Source organism: Roseateles toxinivorans (genome assembly GCF_004362525.1).
Taxonomy (GTDB): Bacteria; Pseudomonadota; Gammaproteobacteria; order Burkholderiales; family Burkholderiaceae_C; genus Paucibacter; species Paucibacter toxinivorans.
Genome location: NZ_SNXS01000014.1, coordinates 14,493 through 33,836, shown reverse-complemented (window position 1 = coordinate 33,836; position 19,344 = coordinate 14,493). Strand labels below are relative to the sequence as shown.

Below are 19,344 nucleotides of genomic sequence, written 5' to 3'. Positions count from 1 at the left end.
GCCGTGCAGGAACATCACACCGAGTCCTTGCAATTGCCTGCTACGCGATGGCTCGGCCTCACGATGGAGCCCAGATTCTTGGCGTCAATGTGCAGCAGGTCGGCCTACTGGCTTCCGGTGCGGCCTTGTTCCGCTGAACCGCCTTGCCATCCGTGTGGATAGTATAATATCCACTTATTTAGGCCGCCCACTTCATCCATTACATAAGGATTTGTATATGCCAACTGCACCCGCCCTCAATGTGGATGAAATTTTGGCCGGAATTCGAGCCTGGATCGAGATCGAGAGCCCGACCGATGACCCAGATGGTATGGCCCGCATGGCTGCACGAGTGCAGGCCGACTACGAGGCCATCGGCGTGCGCGTGGAGCGGATTGCCGGCCGCGATGGATTTGGCGACCATCTGCTCGCCATTGACGACCGGCACTGCCCACCCGATGCCGCTGCCGGCCCTGGCGTGCTCGTGCTGAGCCACATCGACACTGTGCACCCCATCGGCACCTTGGCCGGCCCCCTGCCATTCCGCATCGAAGGCGATCGCGCATACGGGCCGGGGGCAGAGGACATGAAGGGCGGCACGTACCTTGCGCTGGCCGCCTTGCGACAACTCGCACGCGAGGGCTTGAAGACCCACCTGCCGGTGCGGCACTTGATGGTCAGCGACGAGGAGACGGGGAGCGACACCTCGCGCGAGCACATTGAGCGCGAAGCTCAACGTGCGAAGTTTGTGCTGGTCACCGAGCCTGCGCGCTCTGGCGGCAAGGTCGTCACGGCGCGCAAGGGAATTGCCAACTTTGTGATTACGGCGCATGGTCTGGCCGCGCACGCCGGCGTTGAACACCACCTGGGCCGAAATGCTATCCGCGAGATCGCCCATCAGGTGCTGACGCTCGAAGCGATGACCGACTATGCCCGCGAGTTGACCGTGAACGTGGGCGCGATCAAGGGAGGCACGCGGTCTAACGTCGTCCCAGACTCAGCGACGATCGAAGTCGACGTGCGACTGCCCAATCCCGAGATCGGCGAAGAAATCGTTCGCCGCATCCGCTCCCTTCAACCGCAAGTGCCGGGGGTGACACTGACCATTGAGGGAGGCATCAACCGCCCGGGCTATGAAAAGACACCAGGAATTGCAGCACTGTACGAGCACGCCAAGACCTTGGCGGCCGAGATCGGCTTCGAGCTTGTCGACCTGAAGACCGGCGGCGGAAGCGACGGAAACTACACCGCCGCGATCGCCCCGACACTCGACGGTCTGGGCGTAGACGGCGACGGCGCTCACACCCTGGACGAGCGGCTGTACATCAGCAGCATCATCCCTCGCGCGCGACTGTTGATGCGCCTGATGGAGACGCTGAAGTAGAGTCGGCGGACCGACGGCCGGCGAACCCACGAACATGTGCGCCATGGGTTCGCCGCGATACGTCCGTCAGAACTGGGCTCGCGCCAAGACGCCGATTGAGCGTGGCGCGATCCTGTAGTCAGGCAAGCCGAAGATTCCCGGGAGAGTGACGCCGGTTGCGTTGGTGAGATTCCTTCCCTCCAGGTAGAGCTGCCAGGTGGGCATCTCCACCCCAATGCGTGCGTTCAATGTGTCGAGGCTGTTGCCGCTGGCGTTCACACCTTGGTTGCGAATGATGAACTTCACAGGATCGGAGTGCTGGTAGTCCAACCGGACCATGCCGGGCAGGCCGGGCGCCCAGTTGAATCGCTGGCTCAGCGAGACCGACGCCGTCTTCTTGGGTACGAAGTTCAACGGATCGCCTTGGTTGCGCTCCGCGGTCGTCACGTCATAGGCGAGGTCCGAGTAGCCTAGCGCCACGTCAAGCGTCACGGATTTCGTCAGCGCCGCCGACAGCGTTATGTCCAGACCCGGCCCGGAGGCCTTGCCGGAATTGACCGTGAGTGCCTGACATGTGGCGGGCGTGCAGCCAGGTGCCAGGTCTTGTGCCTGCACGTTGCTGTACTTGTTGTGATATGCGGCCACTTCGTATTGAAGAGTGTCGCCAAGCAGGGAGCCCCGATTGCCAATCTCGAAACTGACAATGTCTTCGGGACCGTAGTTGCGTGGCGTAGCCGTGGCATTGAAGCCGCCGCTTCGGAAGCCCTTCGAGGCCGTTGCATAGAGCGCGCCCTTGGGAGCGTAGCGCCACAGCATGTTCAGCCGGGGTGTCGTGGCGCTGAACTCTGCATGGTCGTCATAAAGGGTCGAAGGCGTGCCTGGAGGCGCAAAGCCAGACGGCAGCTTGGAGCCCACGTTTTCCGCCTTCTCCTTGAACGAGCGCAGTCCGCCAGTGAGTGACAACTTGGGCGATAGGGCATAGGTCAGCTCACCAAACAAGGCCAACTGTTTCACATTGGTAGGCCCGGTGCCGTTAAAGCCACCCTGCAGCCGAAACGTCGCATCGGTCCAAACATCCGAGGTGACGGTACGCGTGTCGGTCTTCCGGTAGTAACCTCCCGCCGTCCAGGTCAGCGACCCGATGTCATCCGACTCCAGGCGAATCTCCTGGGTCGTAATCTTCTGCGACATGTCTTGCCGGTAGGCGCCGCCTGATGTTGGCTTGGGCAGAATCAGCGCCTTGAAGGGCGCACCGGCGAAGACGGCCGTCAGTTCAGCGGTGGTGTCGATCTTGCGATCGAGGTAGCCGGTGGAACTGACTAGTCGCACGCTGCCCAGGTCGACGTTCGCGACCAGATTGAACAGATCGGTCTTGTCCTTGGTCGGCGACGCGATGTACGAGGCGATGCTGCGGTCGGCATTCGAACCCGAACCATTCTTGGTGTCGGTTTCTGTGTGGAAGAACATCGCCGAAACCTCGACATTCGCGCTCGGTTTTACCAGTAGCTTGCCGCGCAAGAAATCACGCTTGGCGCTGTTGATGTCCTTGGTGCCATTTGCGCTGTTGTCTACCCAGCCCGGCAGGTCTTCATGGCCTGCCACCAGTCGCAGGCCGGCGACTCCGGTCGACAAGGGCACGTTCACCACGCCGTTGGCCCGCCAGCCCGTCTGGCCACCGCTCACTTGGCTGAAGCCGGCCTCAATGCTGCCCTCGAGCTTGTCCAGTCGCGGCGCCCGCGTGATGAAGCGGATGGTGCCGCCCATCGAACCATCGCCATACAGCGTGCCTTGCGGGCCGCGCAATACCTCGATGCGAGCCATGTCGACCAGGGGAACGTCGAGCGACCGTTGGGCATCCGGCATGTTTAGCGAGATTTCGTCGAGGTAGGTGCCAACCAGCGCGGCGCCGAAACCCACGCCCTGCGATAGGCCGCGCAACTGGATGCGGCTGGCACCAGGTGCGTTCTGGTTGATGAACAGCGACGGCACCACCGATTGCATCTGCTGGATGTCGGTGACGCCGCGGTCGGCAATCTCGCTTCCACCGATCGCCGTGATCGAGTAAGGCACGTCTATCAGTAGCTGGCTGCGCTTGGAGGCAGTTACAACTACCGACGGCAGAACCTCAGCGGGGCTGGAGGCGGTCTGCGCCATCGCTGGCCAGGCAACCGCGACAGCGGCAATCGGCGTCAGCAAGCATTTGAATGTACACGTGTCCATGTGGTCTAGTCCTTGATGTTGATGTCTGGCCGGACCATGGTATTGGTTAGTATAATGTCCGTCAACGGAGAATACGCGGATTAGATCAAAGCGCATCCAACCATGAGCTTGCGCCTCCAGCGTAAATTCTTGAATCTCATATGGATCATTTAATAGCCGATTGGAAACCCGACACATGAACGCCAAGGTCTTCAGATTTGCACACCGGACCCGCCTGCTCGCCCCATCGATGATCCTCGAGCTGATGAAGCTCATGGGCCAGCCTGGTCTGGTGTCGCTGGGCGGAGGACTGCCATCGGCCGACGGTTTTCCCTCAGAGGCTGTGCGTGAGGCCTCGCATCGCGTGCTGACACAGCATCCACGTGAAGCATTGCAATACACGACGACGGAAGGGCTGCTTGCGCTGCGTGAATGGGTCGCGGCGCGACTGAGTCAACGCGGTCTGGCCGTCCAGGCCTCGCAAGTGCTCATCACCAGTGGATCGCAGCAGGGACTCGACCTAGTGGCCAAGATGCTGCTGGAAAACGGTACCCAGGTGGCGGTCGAAGCGCCCACCTATCTCGGCGCACTGCAGGCCTTTGCGCCATACGAGGCAGACGCCATCGAGGCGGCTTGTGACGACGCCGGGCCTCTGCCTGAACGCCTGGCCGAGCTAGCCGGCGCCAGGGCGCTATACCTGCTGCCGAACTTTCAGAACCCGACCGGGCGCTGCATTCCGCATGCGCGGCGCGTGCAGATTGCGGCGCAGGCGCGATCCATGGGGCTGCCATTGCTCGAGGACGACCCCTACGGTGATCTTTGGTTCGACCAGCCGCCAGCGGCACCCGTGGCGGCTCATTGGCCTGAGGGCACGATCTATCTGGGTTCGTTTTCAAAGGTGCTGGCGCCCGGCTTGCGTCTGGGCTATGCCGTGTCACCCTTGCCGGTACACGACCTTCTCGTGCAAGCCAAGCAGGCAGCTGATATGCACAGTTCGACATTGGCGCAGTACATTGTGCTTGACCTGCTGCGCACAGGTATGCTGGATGGCCACTTGGACGACGTGCGAATCCGGTACCGAATCGGACGCGACGCCATGGCGCAGGCTTTGCACACGCATATGCGCGATCTCGCCACCTGGCAGATTCCGGATGGTGGCATGTTCTTCTGGATGACGCTGCCCCCACAGATAGACAGTGCGTCACTGTTGCCACTGGCGATCAAGCACGGGGTGAGCTATCTGCCAGGCGCCGCGTTCTTCGCACGCAACCCGATGCGCAACGCGGTCCGGCTGTCCTTCGCAACGGAGTCCCCTGCGCGGATAGCCCAGGGCGTGGCGGCGTTGGCGAAGCTGGTGCGCCACACCTTGACCGCTCAAAGTGGCCAGGCCCAGTAGATCTTGTTTTCTGAAGTCGTGCCCACCAGTAAGTGCTCGACGCGGTGCGTGTACCGGATGCGGTAGCGCCGCAGCCGGTGTGTCGCGCGGCACTGCTGCTCCACCAGCTCAAAGACCAGTGGCTCGTCGCCCGCCCATAGGTTAATGACATTGCGCACCGCATTGCCGTGGGACACGACTTTCAGCAACTCCTCGGCAAAGCAGCCCTGATCCAAGGCCGTTCCGTTGCGAAGGAGTTGCGCTTTTGCCATGCTAGTAAGGGCTGGAGAGTCATCGGGAATGCCCGGTAGAGACAAGGGCGTGCTGCCAGGTGCGAATCCCTCCAGGGCGAGCTGCGCCAGATGGCGCACTGCACGAGTATTGCCCGGAGCCAAGTTGCACATGGCCACTACGCCGCACCCGTGGGCGGGAGACAAGAAAGCCATCGCGGTCCAGCCGTCGTAGTGGCCCGCGTGGTGACCGATGACAGCCCCGCGCAACGTATCAACGAACCAGCCGCACCCATAGGGCGACGGGCGCCCGGTGAGCAGTGGTGCAGGCGAGAACATCGTCGCCATGCTCGCCGCCGATAGCAACTGGTCGCCCAGCAAAGCTTGCAGCCAGGCCAGCGCACCCTGAGCTGTGAAGGAGATATCGCCGTCACCAATCACCTCACGCTGGGCACTGGCCACATCGCGGCCCGCGATGCCCAGCCCCTGCTCGTTGGCCTCGCGTGTCCATTGCGGACCGGCCACCGTCGCACCCACACAATTAACCCGATCGAAAAGCGCCTGGACCGCTGCGGCGTAGGGCCGCCGAGCAAGCTGCGCAATCAGGAAGCCAAGCAGGATGTAGTTGGTGTTGGTATAGATCCACCCTTGGTCCGGCTCGAAGGCCGTGGCCATGCCCCCATAGGTTCTCATGAACCCGTCGCGCCGTTCCGGCACCGACTCAGCATCGGTGTAAGCAAGGTACTCTGGCAACCCGCTGGTGTGCCGAAGCAAGGAAAGCACGGTGCGCTTCGACCAGGCGGACGGCACATCAGGCAGGTAGCGGCCGATCGGCGCCTCCAGGTCCAACGTGCCGGACTGTGCGAGGTCCAGCACCGCGCAGGCCGTGACGTGCTTTCCCAGGGAGGCTACAGAGAACCAGGTGCTGCCTGTCACCGGCCGCTGAGAACCCGGCGCTTCGACGCCAGCGGTGAAGATGCTGCATCGTCCTGGCGCCACCAGACTGATTGCCAAGCCCGGGAGGCCGAATTCGTGCGCCGTCTTGGTCAGCGTCGCGGCCAATGCGGCGGGAAGTGGGATTGGTTCAATCATGCGGTCAGTCGGTGAAGGTATTTAGAATGGTTGTTCAATATCCTAACCACACCTTGCGATTGCGACAAGCGCCGATCGATGGCAGCTAGACTAGCCGTGACTCGATCAAGCGCACCTCATACGCACTCGCCACATGAAGACAAAGACCACGCAAAGCGCCGAGGCCCGCAAGAAGCCGGCCACCACCAAGGCGTCGCCTGCTGTAGGCACTCGAGCGATTGAGGGCGGCGACGCCACGCCGGTCGCGCACGAGCCTCCCGCTGGCGTCGGCGCGCGACTGCGCTACGTTCGCGAACTGCACGGCCTGTCGCAGCGCGAACTCGCCCGTCGCTCGGACCTTAATCACGGCACCATCCGCTGCATCGAGAATGAAACCATCTCGCCCTCGGTCGGCTCCCTGCGCAAGATTTTGGACAGCCTACCTATAACGCTTTCAGAATTTTTTTCGCTTGACCCGGAAACCGAAACGAAGGTCTTTTTCCAGCGCGACGAATTGCTTGAGGTGGGCGCTGGCGGCATCTCCTTGCTGCAAGTCGGGCACAACCTCAAGGGCCGCCCCCTACAAGTGCTGCTTGAGCGCTATGCCCCGGGTGCCGAGACGGCCGCGCAGCCCTACAGTCATCAAGGCGACGAGGGTGGTGTCGTCATCCAAGGCCAAGTCGAGGTCACCGTGGGTGGTGTCACAAAGGTGCTGGGGCCTGGTGACGGCTTCCTGTTTTCGAGTCGGCTGCCCCATCGTTTCCGCAACGTTGGCGACGTCGAGGCTGTGGTGGTCAGCGCCAACACACCGCCGCTGTGAGCCTCCTCGGCGCCTCGGCGCCATGTTGCCACCCTCGGACTTGACGCAGGGGTGTGGATAAAATATTATCCACACGATGATGAACCTGCGAAAACCCTATCTCGTCTTCCTTGGCGAGATCACGTTGAAGTCTGACGCCAAGACCGGCTTCGGTTTGCGAGACTGGTGCCCCGCTGACGTCATCGGCCAGTGGGCCTTGCCGCAGGCCACCGTGAGCCTGGGCTTGCCCGTGATCGCGCCTTCCGACGCCGCAGCACTGGGCGCGGGTTCCTTGGTGATCGGCGTGGCTCCAGTAGGTGGGCAACTACCCGATTCCTGGGTGCCAACCTTGGTCCAGGCTCTCGACGCGGGACTGGACATCGTCAGTGGCCTGCACACGCGGCTGGAGAGCCATCCGGCCCTCGTCGCGGCTGCCGCACGCAGTGGCGCTCGGCTGGTGAACGTACGCCAATCCGAGCGGCCACTGCCCACGGGGACGGGACGCAAGCGCAGCGGCCTGCGTGTCTTGACTGTCGGCACCGACTGTGCCCTGGGCAAGAAGTACACCGCGCTGGCCCTGACCAGGGCGCTGCATGCGCGTGGCGCGAAGGCCAGCTTCCGGGCGACCGGCCAGACCGGCATCATGATTGCCGGCGAAGGCATTGCGATCGACGCGGTCGTGGCCGATTTCATCGCCGGCGCGGCTGAAATGGTATCCCCAGACAACGCAGCAGACCACTGGGACGTCATCGAAGGCCAGGGGGCGCTGTTTCACCCCGCCTATGCGGGCGTGACCCTAGGTCTTCTGCATGGTTCGCAGCCCGATGCCATCGTGCTGTGCCACGACCCCTCCCGCACCACCATCGAGGACTATCCGCACATCCCCTTGCCCCGCCTTCGAGAGGCCATCCGCCGCTACATCGAAGCTGCCCAACTCACGAACCCCGGGGTGCGCTGCGTGGGTGTGGCGATCAACTCGTCAACGCTCGACGACGCTGCATGGGCGCGCTACCGCCAAGTGGTGGCAGACGAGCTCGGCCTGCCTGTCTGTGACCCGATGCGTGGCGGCGTAGACGCGATCGCCCAAGCGCTGCTGGCATGACGCTGCGAGTCGACATCACAGTGGAGCGCTGGCCGCTGCGCGAGCCCTTCGAAATCGCCCGCGCGGTGATGCATGACCTGCCCCTGATCGGCATCACCCTGACCGACAGATACGGTTACGCGGGCCGCGCCGAAGCCGCCGGGGTGGACTACGACGGCGAGACGCCCGCAACGATGTCGGCGCAGATCGATGCAGTCGCGGCGCAATTGCACGACGACCTGCGCGGTGTCGACCTGTTGAGACTTCTGCCTGCCGGTGGCGCACGCAACGCGCTCGACTGCGCGCTGTGGGACCTGCGGGCTAAACAATCCGGTATCCCGGCGTGGGCCTCAGCCGGCCTACCCGAACCCAAGGCGGTGATCACCGCCTTCACCCTAGGGCTGGGCAGTCCCGAAGACGTTCGACGCCGAGCCCGCGCGGCCCGCGGTCTTCCGCTGATCAAGCTGAAGGTTGACGCACACCGCCATCTTGAGTTGCTGCGCGTCGTGCGCGAAGAGTTGCCGGACGCCCGCATCGTCGTCGATGCCAATCAGGCCTGGACTGTCTCACTGCTGGACGATCTGATGCCTGATCTGTTTGCTGCAGGGGTCGAACTCATCGAGCAGCCCTTGCCGCGGGGCGCGGACGAGGCGCTGTCGCTCCTACAGTCTCCGATCCCGCTGTGCGCCGACGAGTCGGTCACCGATCGAGCCTCGTTGCCTGCGCTGCAATGCAGCTACCAGGCTGTCAACATCAAACTCGACAAGTGCGGCGGCCTGACCGAGGCCTTGGCCTTGGTGGGCGAGGCCCGGGCGCGCGGATTCCACATCATGGTGGGCAATATGTGCGGCACCTCCCTGGGCATGGCACCAGCATTTCTGGTGGCCCAGGCTGCCCGCTGGGCCGATCTCGATGGGCCTTTGCTGCAGGTCGCCGACCGCACCCATGCCATGACCTTTAGCCAGGGGGTGGTGCAGCCGCCCCATCCGGCCCTTTGGGGCTGACCAATCTGACCGACAACCCACTCAAGGCATGAGGGAAAGATCTGCATGAAATCCGCTGCTTCATCCACACCTACCGCTGAGATGGCCCTGAATGCGCGCGTCATCGACTTCACTTCGAAGGTCAATGGCCGTGACTACCGGCTGTTCATCTCCATCCCGACGCGGCGGCCCGTGTCTCCCGAAGGGCACGCGGTGCTCTACCTGATCGACGGCAACCTGCACTTCGGCATCGCCGTCGACACCGCCCGCATCCAGGCCTGCTGGCCCGATGTCATCGACCCCGTCGTGGTGGGCATCGGCTACCCCACCGACAGCGTCAGCGCCGCGCTGGACCTACGCATGATCGACCTGACGACACCGATCACCGACGAGCGGCTTACCAAGGGTTTCATTGCCAAAATGCCGAGGCCGTCCGAGGGCTTCGGCGGCATGGACAACTACTTCCGCGTGATCGAGGAAGAAGTCAAGCCCCGTGTCGAGGCGATGGTGGCGATCAACCGACAGGACCAAGTGCTGATGGGCCATTCACTGGGCGGGCTGACGACGCTGCACGCACTGTTCCAGCATACCTCGTCGTTCCAGCAGTTCGTGTCCATCAGCCCGTCGATCTGGTGGAACGACCGAGCCGTGTTGGCGCATGAGGCGGCCTTCGGCGATCGGGTACGGGCCGGCCAGGTCAATGCCCGTGCGCTGATCACCGTGGGCGGGCTGGAATCAACCGTGCGATTTGTTCCTGGACTGCCCGCAGGTGAGCAGGACTTCCGCGACATGAATGAAGAGTGCCGCATGGTGCTGAACACCACGGACCTTGGAGCCCGGCTCGGCGCGCTGGCCGCGCCGGGCTGGCACGCGGAGACCGTGGTGCACGAGGGCGACGACCACAACATGGTGCCGCCCGCGGGGATCGCGCGCGGTGTGCGTTTCGCGTTTCGACGCTAGCCGCCGTTCTCGCACCGTCGCGTTCTTGAGGAGTCCCGATGAGTCAATCTCTGGCCTATGACGCTTTGGTGACCCACCACCGGCGCATCCACGATCTGGAACACCTGCAGGCAGTCGCCACCTGGGATCGCCTCACCCACATGCCGCCCGGCGGCGCGCCCGCGCGCGCGGCCGCCCAGGCAGCGCTGACCATGCTGGTCAAGCAACTGCAGGCCGAGCCTGTCTTGGCTCGCCATTTCGAGGCGGCAGAGCAGGAGCCTTTGCTGGGCGATGCGGCGCTCAACTTCGCACGCATGCGGCAGGCGCGCCGCATTGAGGCGGCAATTCCGCAGGCCTTGGCCGAGAGACGCGAGCTGGCCGTCGGTGCGGCCATGGCAGCCTGGGCCCAGGCCAGACAGGACAACGCCTGGGCCCCCTTCGCTGCCGCCTGGGCACCCTTGGTGGTCGTGGTTCGCGAGTCCGCTGCGCGGCTGGGTGATGCCCTGGGCCTGCAGCCGATGGACGCGCTGCTGGAACGCTGGGAACCTGGCCTGCGCATGGCCCGGGTGACCCCACTGTTCGCCGAGGTGCAGCGGTGGCTGCCGCAGCTGACTGAGCAGGCCCTGGCAGCGCAGGTGCGCGCCCCGCTGCCCATCGAGCCAATCGGCCCTTTCCCGGCCGCCGCACAGCGGCGCTTGTGCGAACAGGTGATGGCGATGCTGGGTTTTGACTTCAATGCCGGGCGTCTAGATACCACAATCCATCCCTTCACTGGCGGTGTGCCCGAAGACGTGCGGCTGGCAACCCGCTTCGACGAGGCCGACTTCCTGCCTGCGCTGATCGGCACCATGCACGAGACCGGCCACGCGCGCTACCAGCAGAACCTGCCGCGTGACTGGCTGGGCCAGCCGTTGGCGGGGCCGCATTCGGCCGCGCTGCATGAAGGTCAGGCGCTGATCTTTGAACGACAACTGGCCCCCGAGCCAGCCTTCGTCCAGGCCCTTGCGCCGATGTTGCGACAGGCCTTTGGCCCCCAAGCGGCCTTCGAACCTGACAACCTGATGCGATTGCTGCGCCGCATCCGGCCAGGCCGCGTCCGTGTCGCGGCCGACGAACTGACCTACCCCTTGCATGTCATCCTTCGGGTCGAGCTCGAGCACGCGCTGGTGAAGAGCGAGATAGAAGTCGACGATGTGCCTGCTTGGTGGGACGAACGCCTGCGTCGACTACTGAGCGTGGACCCACTGGGGCCCTTCAGTCAGGGCCCCCTGCAAGACCCGCACTGGGTGCAAGGCATGTTCGGCTACTTCCCGGCCTACTTGCTCGGAGCCATGGTGGCGGCCCAGTGCTTCGCATCGCTGCGGCGCGACTTGCCGGACCTGGACACTCGGGTGGCCGCGGGCGACTGCAAGCCCGTTGGCGACTGGCTGGCGCTGCGCATCTGGCAGCAGGGTGCGCGCCATGACCTGGACGAGATGATGCAGCAGGCCACGGGCGAATCCCTGTCCGACAACGCACTGCGCAAGCAACTGGAGCAACGCCATGCCCGCTCAGACTGAAACCGCCGTGCTGCCACTTCCCAGCGGTGCTGCAGCCAAGGCGCCTGTCGCTTCCTGGGCCAGCCTGCTTGTGCTGGTGGCGCTGGGTCTTTACACCTACATGGACCGGCAGATATTCAGCCTGCAGGCCGAGCCCTTGCGCCAAGCACTGGGTCTGTCCGACTTCCAGTTCGGCCTATTGCAGGGCGTGAGCGTGGCGCTGTTTGCCGCCCTGGTGGGCTACCCGGTCGCCTGGCTCTCGGACCGCTTTGACCGCCGCACCGTGCTGGCCGGCTGCATCGCCACCTGGAGCCTGGCTGTGGCGGCTTGTGGCTTGACGCGTGACTTCAACGAGTTGTTCGTGGCCAGCTCCCTGGTGGGTGCTGCCGAAGCGGGCCTGTTGCCCATTGCCTATGCGCTGATCCCAGAATTGTTCCGCGGCGCGCAGCGGCAACTGGCGAACTCGCTATTCGTTGTCACCGGGCGGCTGGTTGTGGGCCTGGTGATTGCACTTTGCGGCTGGGTGATCCATGCCATCGACCTGTGGCGGCCGTTATTGCCCGAGGCGCTGCAAGCCTTGCCGACCTGGCGCCTGGCCTTCTTTGCGACGGCACTGCCGGGTGTGCTGTTCGTCCCGATGATCCTCTTGTTGCCGATCAACAAGCGCAAGCTGCCACTGCCTGAACTAGGTGCTCCGGTCGCGACGCCACCAGGGCAAACCTCCGTCTGGGCGTTTCTGCGCGGTCACCGAATCACCTTTGTCACCTTCATGCTGTCCGTGGGGCTTCTGGTATTTGGATTCGGCGCCACCGGTGCCTTTATCCCGGTGGTGGCCATGCGTCAGATGGGTGTGACGCCGCTGGACTTGGGCAATGCCATGGGTATCGCAACCTTCGTGTCCGCGGCGGTGGGGCTGATGATTGCCAACGTGGGCATGAAGTGGATGCTGCTGCGCGTCGGCCCATTGCTGGCCGTGCGGGTACTGGCTCTTGCGGCGCTGATCAGCGGGGTCTTTTCGGCCACGATCTACTTCGCCAAGACGCCCGTGCAGCTGTTCACGCTGATGGCCCTGCAACAGACCTTCCTGATGGCCGGCACAATGGCGTTTCCGACCGCGCTGCAAGAGATGACGCCAACACTGCTACGCGCGCGAATCATCTCGTTGGTCATCATGTTCAACATGGTCCTCGGCTCGCTCAGCCCGGCAATAGTGGGTGCCATTTCCGATGCATTGAAGCCGCGTCCCGATGGCTTGATGCTGGCGATGACGGCTACTTCCTCCATCGCCCTGCTGCTCGCGGCACTGCTCATGGCGGTGTGCGGCCGTGGCTATGTGCGGACCACGCAGGCTGCACGCGCTGCGGAGGGGAATTGAGCCGCGCTGTGAAACGGTCGAGGCATGCAAATCGACGGATCGGTTCCTGTCGCCGATGCTCCAATGGTGACCTTTCGCCAGTCAGTGACAGGATGGCCTTCGGCGCAATGTTTGGACTGATTCGCCGGAGCTGCTCACACTTCTCATGCTTGAAAAGCCGCCTAGACGCCTTCGCCGCTCCTCCGTTGTTGGGCGCCGGTATCGCCGCATCGCGAGGATTGGCATCAATGAGCGTCGCCGCTCCCACGCTGGAGATGATTGGCAGGAAGCGGCCCGGGCAGTAGCCCAGCCGTCGACACCAACGGCAGTCCATCTTGCTGAATAGCCGGCAGCCTAATTAAAGGCGACGAAGCACTAAGACTCGGCGACATAAGGTTCGTACCCTATGCGTTGAGCAACCGGAACCGCAACAAACTATGCGCACTCATTACTCCGCCTGGAATGTCTTCGCCGCCTCGCGGAGCGGCCACGCCGATTGGGCGCCGGCATGGCGTGAAGCCGAGCCGAAGTCCCGCTACGACGTGGTCATCGTCGGCGGCGGCGGGCATGGCCTGGCCACCGCCTACTACCTGGCGAAGAACCATGGCGTGCGCAACATCGCCATCCTCGAGGCGGGCTGGATCGGCGGCGGCAACACCGGCCGCAACACGACGATCGTTCGATCCAACTACCTGTATCCGGAGAGCGCACGGCTGTACGACTTCTCGGTCCGCCTGTACGAGGAGCTGTCCAAGGAGCTGAACTTCAACATCATGTTCAGTCAGCGCGGTATCGTGACTCTGGCCCACTCGCGGCACGACCTCGACTCGCAGGCCCGCTGGGCCAACGCGATGCAGTGCAACGGCATCGACGCCGAGCTGCTGGATGCCCGCCAAGTGCAGGCGCTGGAGCCGCGGCTGAATTTCGGGCCCGATGCGCGCTACCCCATCCTCGGCGGCTTCATCCAGCGCCGCGCCGGCCCGGCGCGTCATGATGCGGTGGCCTGGGGCTATGCGCGCGCTGCCTCGGCGCTTGGCGTCGACATCATCCAGAACTGCGAGGTGACAGGTTTTACTCGAAAAGGCGAAAGCATCAGCGGCGTGAAGATCCGCCGGCGCGGCATTGACGGTGAGATTGGCTGCGACAAGGCGGCGCTGGCAGTGGCAGGCCATTCGTCTGCGCTTGCCGGCCTGGCCGGCTTCGAGTTGCCCATCACCAGCTATGCGCTGCAGGCGATGGTCAGCGAGCCCGTCAAGCCGGTGCTCAACGCGGTGACCTTGTCGCCAGCGCTCGGCGCCTATTGGAGCCAGAGCGACAAGGGCGAGGTCGTCATTGGCGGAGCGCTCGATCATTTCGCGTCCTACGGCCAGCGCGGCAGCTTTGCGATCACCCAGCAGGTGGTGGCCGCCACCACCGAGATGTTCCCCTCGCTGGGCCGACTGCGCCTGCTGCGGCAGTGGGCCGGCATCGTGGACATCGTGCAGGACTCAAGCCCGATCATCGGCGCCTCGCCGATCCCGGGGCTGTATCTGAACTGCGGCTGGGGCACCGGCGGCTTCAAGGCCATCCCGGTTGGCGGCTGGACGCTGGCGCATGTGCTGGCCACCGGCAAGAACCACGAACTGGCCGAACCGTTCCAGCTGCAGCGCTTCCTCACAGGTCGTCTGATCGACGAGGCCGGTGCGGCCGGCATCGCGCATTGAGCGATTTCAAAGAAAGAGAAACCGACATGATGCAATTGCGCTGCCCCTGGTGTGGCGACCGCCCCGAGACCGAGTTCCATTGCGGCGGCACCACGGCCATCACCCGCCCGCCGCTGGACTGCAGCAACGAGACCTGGGGCCGCTACCTGTACTTTCGCGAGAACCCCAAGGGTGACCATGCCGAGCGCTGGCGGCACACCGCAGGCTGTGGCATGTGGTTCAACCTGGTGCGCGACACGGTGACGCATGAGATTCATGCGGTCTACAGCATGACCGATCCACGGCCTGGAGCCCGTCCATGAGCGGCTACCGCCTGCAAGCGCACCCTGGCGCCTGGATCGACCGCCAGCGCCCCCTCTCCTTCACCTTCAACGGCGAGCGCGTGGACGGCTTTGCCGGCGACACAGTGGCATCTGCGCTGCTGGGGCAGGGCATCGTGCACGTGGGCCGCAGCTACAAGCTGCACCGCCCGCGCGGCATCTTCACCTGTGGCATCGAGGAGCCTACCGGCCTGCTCGACGTGGGCAGCGGCGCCACTCTCACGCCCAACACGCGAGCCACCGACGTAGCCGCCAGCGAAGGCCTGGTGGCACGGACCGGCAACGCCTGGCCGAGCCTGAAATTCGATATCGCGGCCTTGAACAACAAGTTTGCTTCGCTGCTGCCCGCCGGTTTCTACTACAAGACCTTCATGTGGCCGCACTGGCACCTGTTCGAACCGACGATTCGGCGCATGGCCGGGCTCGGCTCTGCAGCAAGCGTGCCCGACCCCGAGCGCTACGACGAGGTCTCGCGCCGGGTGGAGGTGCTGGTGATCGGCGGCGGTGCGGCCGGCATGCAGGCTGCGGCTGCAGCTGCGCGCTCGGGCCGGCAGGTCTTGCTATTGGAGGGCGCGGCGCGGCCGGGCGGCTGGCTGGCAACACAGACGCTTCCCGGCGGCCATGGCGCGGCGCTGTTGGCCTCTCTGCAAGCATCGCTGGCAGAGACTGGCGTGGAGGTGCAGGTTTGTTGCACGGGGCTGGGCCTGTACGACCACGGCTTTGCCACCGCCGTGCAGACCGTCGGCCACGGCGGCCTGCGCGAGCGGTTGTGGAAGATCCGTGCGCAGCAGATCATCGTTGCCACCGGGGCCTTCGAGCGCCCGATGCTGTTCCCGGACAACGACCGCCCCGGCGTGATGCTGGCAAATGCAGTAGAGCGCTATGCCAGCCTGTACGGGGTGGCCTGTGGCCAATGCGTCGTCATCGCTGCGGCTTGCGACAGTGCTTACGGCGTAGCGCATTCGCTCGTCGCCGCGGGCGTGAACGTGGCAGCCATCGTGGACCACAGGCTCGACGCGAAGGCCAGCGAACCGAACGGCGTACTCGTTCACCGCGGGTGCAGCATCGTTGCCGTGGAGGGCAGCAGCGCCGTCAAACGAGTGACCATCGCGGCCAATGGAGGCGGGCAAACCAAGGGCATCGATGCGGACTGCATTGCCAGCGCCGGGGGCTGGACGCCCGCCGTCAATCTGTACTCGATGGCCGGCGGCAAGCTCCGCTGGGTTGACGAGTCCTCGATGTTTGTGCCGGACCGCATCTTGCCTGGCTTGGCCATGGTCGGCGCCTGCGCAGGCGTCTTCGATCTGGACAAGGCTTTGTCGCACGCTGAGTCCGTCGGCCGTGGCGAAGCCCTTGCGGCGCCAGTGGGTGGTGTCGGTTTCGTGCCGGCCAAGAATTTGCCGAGCGATGCCGCCCTCGCGGCCTTGGGCAAGAAGCCAGGCAAGGTGTTCGTGGACCTGCAGAACGACGTGGCCGCCAGCGACGTGGCGCTGGCCGCGCGCGAGAACTACCGCTCCGTCGAGCATCTGAAGCGCTACACGACGATGGGCATGGCCACCGACCAGGGCAAGACCAGCAATATCAACGCGCTGGTGCTGATGGGTGCGCACACGCAACGCCGGCCGGCCGAGGTGGGCACGACGAAGTTTCGCCCGCCTTTCAAGCCAGTGACGCTGAACGCTTTAGCCGCCGGACGCAGTGGCCCGCGTTACAAGCCGATGAAGCACATGCCAGGCGAGGCATGGCATGCCGAACGTGGCGGCGCATTCGAGGAGTTCGGCGGCTGGTGGCGGCCTGCTGCCTATCCGAGGCCGGGCGAGGACATCCTGGCCGCCGCCCAGCGCGAAGCCCTGCACACCCGAACCCACGTCGGCATCTTTGAAGGCTCGCCACTGGGCAAGCTGGAAGTGAGCGGCCCCGATGCGGCGGCCTTCCTGGATCTGATGTACGTCGGCACGATGTCCAGCCTGGCCATCGGCCAGGCGCGTTACGGACTGCTCATCCACGAGACCGGTGTGATCCATGACGACGGCATCGTCGCCCGTTTGAGTGAGAACCACTTCTGGGTCAACACCACCTCAGGCGGCGTCGACCGCGTGGCCTTGGCCTTCGAGGAGTGGCTGCAATGCGAGTTCATCCAGCATCGGGTGCTGGTGACGCCGATCACCTCGGCCTGGGGCAATGTCACCGTGGGCGGCCCCGAGGCATGGGCGCTGCTGCAGGCGGCAGGCTTCGACGACTCGCTCTCACCCGTGAATATGAAGCATATGACGATGCGCGAGATCCAGTACGGCGGCGTTGGCCTGCGCGTGATGCGCGCCAGCTTCAGCGGCGAACTTGGCTACGAGATCAATGTGCCGGCACTGCACACGCAGGCGCTGCTAGAGCGGCTGAGCGAGGCCGGCAAGGCCTTCGATGCACAGCCCTATGGCATCGAGGCGCTGATGGTGATGCGAACCGAGAAAGGTTTCATCCACGTCGGCGGCGATACGGACGGCACGACGCTGCCGTCCGACGTCGGACTGGACCGCGCCGTGGCCAAGAAGGTGGCGAACTTCGTCGGCCGCCGCTCGCTGCAGCAGCCCGCTGCAAAGGATGCGGACCGAATGCAACTGATCGGAGTGCTGCCGCTGGACCGCCGCACGCTGCCGCCCGCGGGAGCGCACGTGGCGCCGCATGCCCCGCCGGCCCCAATCGACGGCTTCATCACCTCCAGCTGCCACAGCCCGGCGCTGGGTCACCCGGTGGCACTGGCCATGCTGAAGAGGGGCACGCAGCGCATCGGGGAACGCATCACCGTCTACCACATGGGCAAACCGATCGAGGCCGAGGTGGTGAAGCCCTTCTTCTTTGACCCGCAGGGGGAGCGACTTCATGGCAAAGCTTGATTCCATTCAGAGCCCACTGCAGGCACTGCCGCGTGGGCAGATCGGCACCCTGGCCCGCCTGCTGCCGAAGGACAACCAGGGCTTGAGCGTACGCATCGTCGAACCCCTGCGTGTGCTGTCGCTGCGACACCTGAACGGGGACGCGCCGGCCATCGCATCGGCAACCAGTGTGGCGGACCTGCCTGGCCCTGGCAGGTTTATCGGCTCGGAGCCGCTGCTGCTGTGGCGTAGCCCAAGCGAATGGCTGCACATCGGCACGCAGGACGCCTGCGCCGACGCGGTCCTTCAGCAGCTACCCGCAGGCGGCGCAAGCCATGCCATCGACCAGTCGGCCGGCATCTTCGCGCTTGAATTGAAAGGTACTTTGCTCGACGCGCTGCTGGACCGGTTGCTGGACGCCAGCGCCCAGGTCCGCGAACCCGGCCAGGGCACGCGCACGCGGTTGGCCGACATCGCGGTGATCGTGCTGCGCCTGGCGCCGCAGCAGGTCTGGCTGCTCATCGACCGCGCCAACGACCAGTACCTTGCCCACTGGCTGACCTATGCCACCGAGGCACTGTACATAGAACCATGACCACCGCACCGACCTTCATCCTCACCATCCGCTGCCGCGACGCCGTCGGCATCGTAGCCGCCGTGTCGTCGACACTGGCCGCTAGCGGCGCCTTCATAAGCGAGTCGTCCCACTTCGGCGATGACGAGACCGATCTCTTCTTCATGCGCACCGTGTTCCGCGTCGCCGGCTCGCGCTTCACGACCATCGATGACTTCCGCCTCGCGCTGGAGCCGGTAGCCGAGCGCTTTGGCATGCAAATGGACCTGTACGACGCGAAGCACCGCCCCAAGGTGATGCTGGCCGTGTCGAAGCACGGCCACTGCCTGAATCACCTGCTGCACCGTTGGCACAGCGACGAGCTGCCGGTCGACGTGGTGGGCGTGATATCCAACCACGACGACATGCGCCGCATTGCCGAATGGTATGGCCTGCCTTACCACCACCTGCCCATGCAAGGCGACAAGCCGGCGCAGGAAGCACAGCTGCTGGACCGCTTCGAGTCCTCAGGTACCGAGCTGCTGGTGCTGGCGCGCTACATGCAAGTGCTCAGCGATGACCTGTGCCGCAGCCTGGAAGGCCGCTGCATCAACATCCATCACTCCTTCCTGCCAAGCTTCAAGGGAGCCAAGCCCTACCACCAGGCCCATGGCCGCGGCGTGAAGGTGGTGGGTGCGACGGGCCACTATGTGACGGCGGACCTCGACGAAGGCCCGATCATCGAGCAAGACACCGTGCGCGTGGACCATGCGATGGACGCGGAGGCTTTCGTGCGCCTGGGCAAGGATGTGGAGAACATTGTGCTCGCCCGTGCTGTGCAGTGGCATGCGGAACGACGCGTGCTGCTCAACGGGCACCGCACAGTGGTGTTCCGTCATGGTGGTTAGAACGGGTGGCAGCGTGGACGATATCGAGAAGAACGTGCTTTATCTGGCTTCCCACGATTCCAGCTCTGTCAACGGCATCGAG

The 19,344-nt window shown here is 64.5% G+C and carries 15 protein-coding genes; 13 read left to right on the top strand and 2 right to left on the bottom strand.

Features of this window, described 5'->3' with window-relative positions; translation table 11 throughout:
• The first annotated feature begins 217 nt into the window (after nucleotides 1-217).
• Entirely contained in the window at nucleotides 218-1,363 is a 1,146-nt protein-coding gene (locus tag DES47_RS26355; protein ID WP_133703771.1) for a M20 family metallopeptidase, read from the top strand.
• 66 nt (nucleotides 1,364-1,429) lie between these two features.
• Here DES47_RS26355 and DES47_RS26350 read toward each other — a convergent pair whose 3' ends face one another.
• Nucleotides 1,430-3,562: a TonB-dependent receptor gene (locus DES47_RS26350; RefSeq protein ID WP_208115126.1), complete on the bottom strand. Its 2,133-nt coding sequence runs from the start codon at nucleotides 3,560-3,562 to the stop codon at nucleotides 1,430-1,432.
• A 175-nt stretch (nucleotides 3,563-3,737) separates the two neighbouring features.
• Here DES47_RS26350 and DES47_RS26345 point away from each other — a divergent pair, with 175 nt between their 5' ends.
• A complete protein-coding gene (locus DES47_RS26345) occupies nucleotides 3,738-4,937 on the top strand; it encodes an aminotransferase-like domain-containing protein (RefSeq protein ID WP_133703769.1) in 1,200 nt (399 codons plus the stop codon).
• On the opposite strand, the gene DES47_RS26340 is transcribed toward DES47_RS26345, so the two are convergent.
• Complete coding sequence (locus DES47_RS26340) at nucleotides 4,916-6,238, bottom strand: serine hydrolase domain-containing protein (RefSeq protein WP_133703768.1); 1,323 nt, start codon at nucleotides 6,236-6,238, stop codon at nucleotides 4,916-4,918. The genes DES47_RS26345 and DES47_RS26340 overlap by 22 nt on opposite strands.
• A gap of 133 nt (nucleotides 6,239-6,371) precedes the next feature.
• Between DES47_RS26340 and DES47_RS26335 the strand changes: the two genes are divergently transcribed.
• The 11 genes from DES47_RS26335 (at nucleotide 6,372) to purU (ending at nucleotide 19,262) form a co-directional block, all read left to right on the top strand.
• Nucleotides 6,372-7,037 (top strand): cupin domain-containing protein, encoded by a 666-nt coding sequence (locus tag DES47_RS26335; RefSeq protein ID WP_133703767.1) that lies wholly within the window; start codon nucleotides 6,372-6,374, stop codon nucleotides 7,035-7,037.
• A 79-nt stretch (nucleotides 7,038-7,116) separates the two neighbouring features.
• Nucleotides 7,117-8,118 carry an N-acetyltransferase DgcN family protein gene (locus tag DES47_RS26330; RefSeq protein ID WP_133703818.1) on the top strand — a complete coding sequence of 334 codons (1,002 nt, stop codon included), beginning with the start codon at nucleotides 7,117-7,119 and terminating at the stop codon, nucleotides 8,116-8,118.
• On the top strand, nucleotides 8,115-9,101 hold the full coding sequence (gene dgcA, locus DES47_RS26325; protein WP_133703766.1) for an N-acetyl-D-Glu racemase DgcA: 987 nt from the start codon (nucleotides 8,115-8,117) through the stop codon (nucleotides 9,099-9,101). Before DES47_RS26330 ends, dgcA begins: the two co-directional genes overlap by 4 nt.
• Before the next feature lie 45 nt (nucleotides 9,102-9,146).
• The gene (locus DES47_RS26320) at nucleotides 9,147-10,040 is read left to right on the top strand and encodes an alpha/beta hydrolase (protein ID WP_133703765.1); all 894 of its coding nucleotides are present in this window, start codon (nucleotides 9,147-9,149) and stop codon (nucleotides 10,038-10,040) included.
• A 38-nt stretch (nucleotides 10,041-10,078) separates the two neighbouring features.
• Entirely contained in the window at nucleotides 10,079-11,578 is a 1,500-nt protein-coding gene (locus DES47_RS26315) for a gluzincin family metallopeptidase (protein ID WP_133703764.1), read from the top strand.
• Nucleotides 11,562-12,932, top strand: a complete 1,371-nt coding sequence (locus tag DES47_RS26310) for an MFS transporter (protein WP_133703763.1) — start codon at nucleotides 11,562-11,564, stop codon at nucleotides 12,930-12,932. Before DES47_RS26315 ends, DES47_RS26310 begins: the two co-directional genes overlap by 17 nt.
• A gap of 416 nt (nucleotides 12,933-13,348) precedes the next feature.
• On the top strand, nucleotides 13,349-14,614 hold the full coding sequence (locus DES47_RS26305; RefSeq protein WP_133703762.1) for a sarcosine oxidase subunit beta family protein: 1,266 nt from the start codon (nucleotides 13,349-13,351) through the stop codon (nucleotides 14,612-14,614).
• Nucleotides 14,615-14,640: 26 nt separating this feature from the next.
• On the top strand, nucleotides 14,641-14,916 hold the full coding sequence (locus DES47_RS26300) for a sarcosine oxidase subunit delta (protein WP_133703761.1): 276 nt from the start codon (nucleotides 14,641-14,643) through the stop codon (nucleotides 14,914-14,916).
• Entirely contained in the window at nucleotides 14,913-17,822 is a 2,910-nt protein-coding gene (locus DES47_RS26295) for a 2Fe-2S iron-sulfur cluster-binding protein (protein WP_133703760.1), read from the top strand. The genes DES47_RS26300 and DES47_RS26295 overlap by 4 nt, the downstream gene beginning before the upstream one ends.
• On the top strand, nucleotides 17,809-18,396 hold the full coding sequence (locus DES47_RS26290) for an aminomethyltransferase family protein (RefSeq protein WP_133703759.1): 588 nt from the start codon (nucleotides 17,809-17,811) through the stop codon (nucleotides 18,394-18,396). Before DES47_RS26295 ends, DES47_RS26290 begins: the two co-directional genes overlap by 14 nt.
• Complete coding sequence (purU, locus tag DES47_RS26285; protein WP_133703758.1) at nucleotides 18,393-19,262, top strand: formyltetrahydrofolate deformylase; 870 nt, start codon at nucleotides 18,393-18,395, stop codon at nucleotides 19,260-19,262. The genes DES47_RS26290 and purU overlap by 4 nt, the downstream gene beginning before the upstream one ends.
• The last annotated feature ends 82 nt before the right edge of the window (nucleotides 19,263-19,344 follow it).

Excerpts from the sequence above, each read along its gene's own strand:
- DES47_RS26330 (WP_133703818.1), top strand. The coding sequence starts at position 7,117 with ATGAACCTGCGAAAACCCTATCTCGTCTTCCTTGGCGAGATCACGTTG.
- DES47_RS26315 (WP_133703764.1), top strand. The coding sequence starts at position 10,079 with ATGAGTCAATCTCTGGCCTATGACGCTTTGGTGACCCACCACCGGCGC.
- DES47_RS26340 (WP_133703768.1), bottom strand. The coding sequence starts at position 6,238 with ATGATTGAACCAATCCCACTTCCCGCCGCATTGGCCGCGACGCTGACC.
- DES47_RS26300 (WP_133703761.1), top strand. The coding sequence starts at position 14,641 with ATGATGCAATTGCGCTGCCCCTGGTGTGGCGACCGCCCCGAGACCGAG.
- DES47_RS26295 (WP_133703760.1), top strand. The coding sequence starts at position 14,913 with ATGAGCGGCTACCGCCTGCAAGCGCACCCTGGCGCCTGGATCGACCGC.
- DES47_RS26290 (WP_133703759.1), top strand. The coding sequence starts at position 17,809 with ATGGCAAAGCTTGATTCCATTCAGAGCCCACTGCAGGCACTGCCGCGT.
- DES47_RS26335 (WP_133703767.1), top strand. The coding sequence starts at position 6,372 with ATGAAGACAAAGACCACGCAAAGCGCCGAGGCCCGCAAGAAGCCGGCC.
- purU (WP_133703758.1), top strand. The coding sequence starts at position 18,393 with ATGACCACCGCACCGACCTTCATCCTCACCATCCGCTGCCGCGACGCC.
- DES47_RS26345 (WP_133703769.1), top strand. The coding sequence starts at position 3,738 with ATGAACGCCAAGGTCTTCAGATTTGCACACCGGACCCGCCTGCTCGCC.
- DES47_RS26350 (WP_208115126.1), bottom strand. The coding sequence starts at position 3,562 with ATGGACACGTGTACATTCAAATGCTTGCTGACGCCGATTGCCGCTGTC.
- DES47_RS26305 (WP_133703762.1), top strand. The coding sequence starts at position 13,349 with ATGCGCACTCATTACTCCGCCTGGAATGTCTTCGCCGCCTCGCGGAGC.
- DES47_RS26310 (WP_133703763.1), top strand. The coding sequence starts at position 11,562 with ATGCCCGCTCAGACTGAAACCGCCGTGCTGCCACTTCCCAGCGGTGCT.
- DES47_RS26355 (WP_133703771.1), top strand. The coding sequence starts at position 218 with ATGCCAACTGCACCCGCCCTCAATGTGGATGAAATTTTGGCCGGAATT.
- dgcA (WP_133703766.1), top strand. The coding sequence starts at position 8,115 with ATGACGCTGCGAGTCGACATCACAGTGGAGCGCTGGCCGCTGCGCGAG.
- DES47_RS26320 (WP_133703765.1), top strand. The coding sequence starts at position 9,147 with ATGAAATCCGCTGCTTCATCCACACCTACCGCTGAGATGGCCCTGAAT.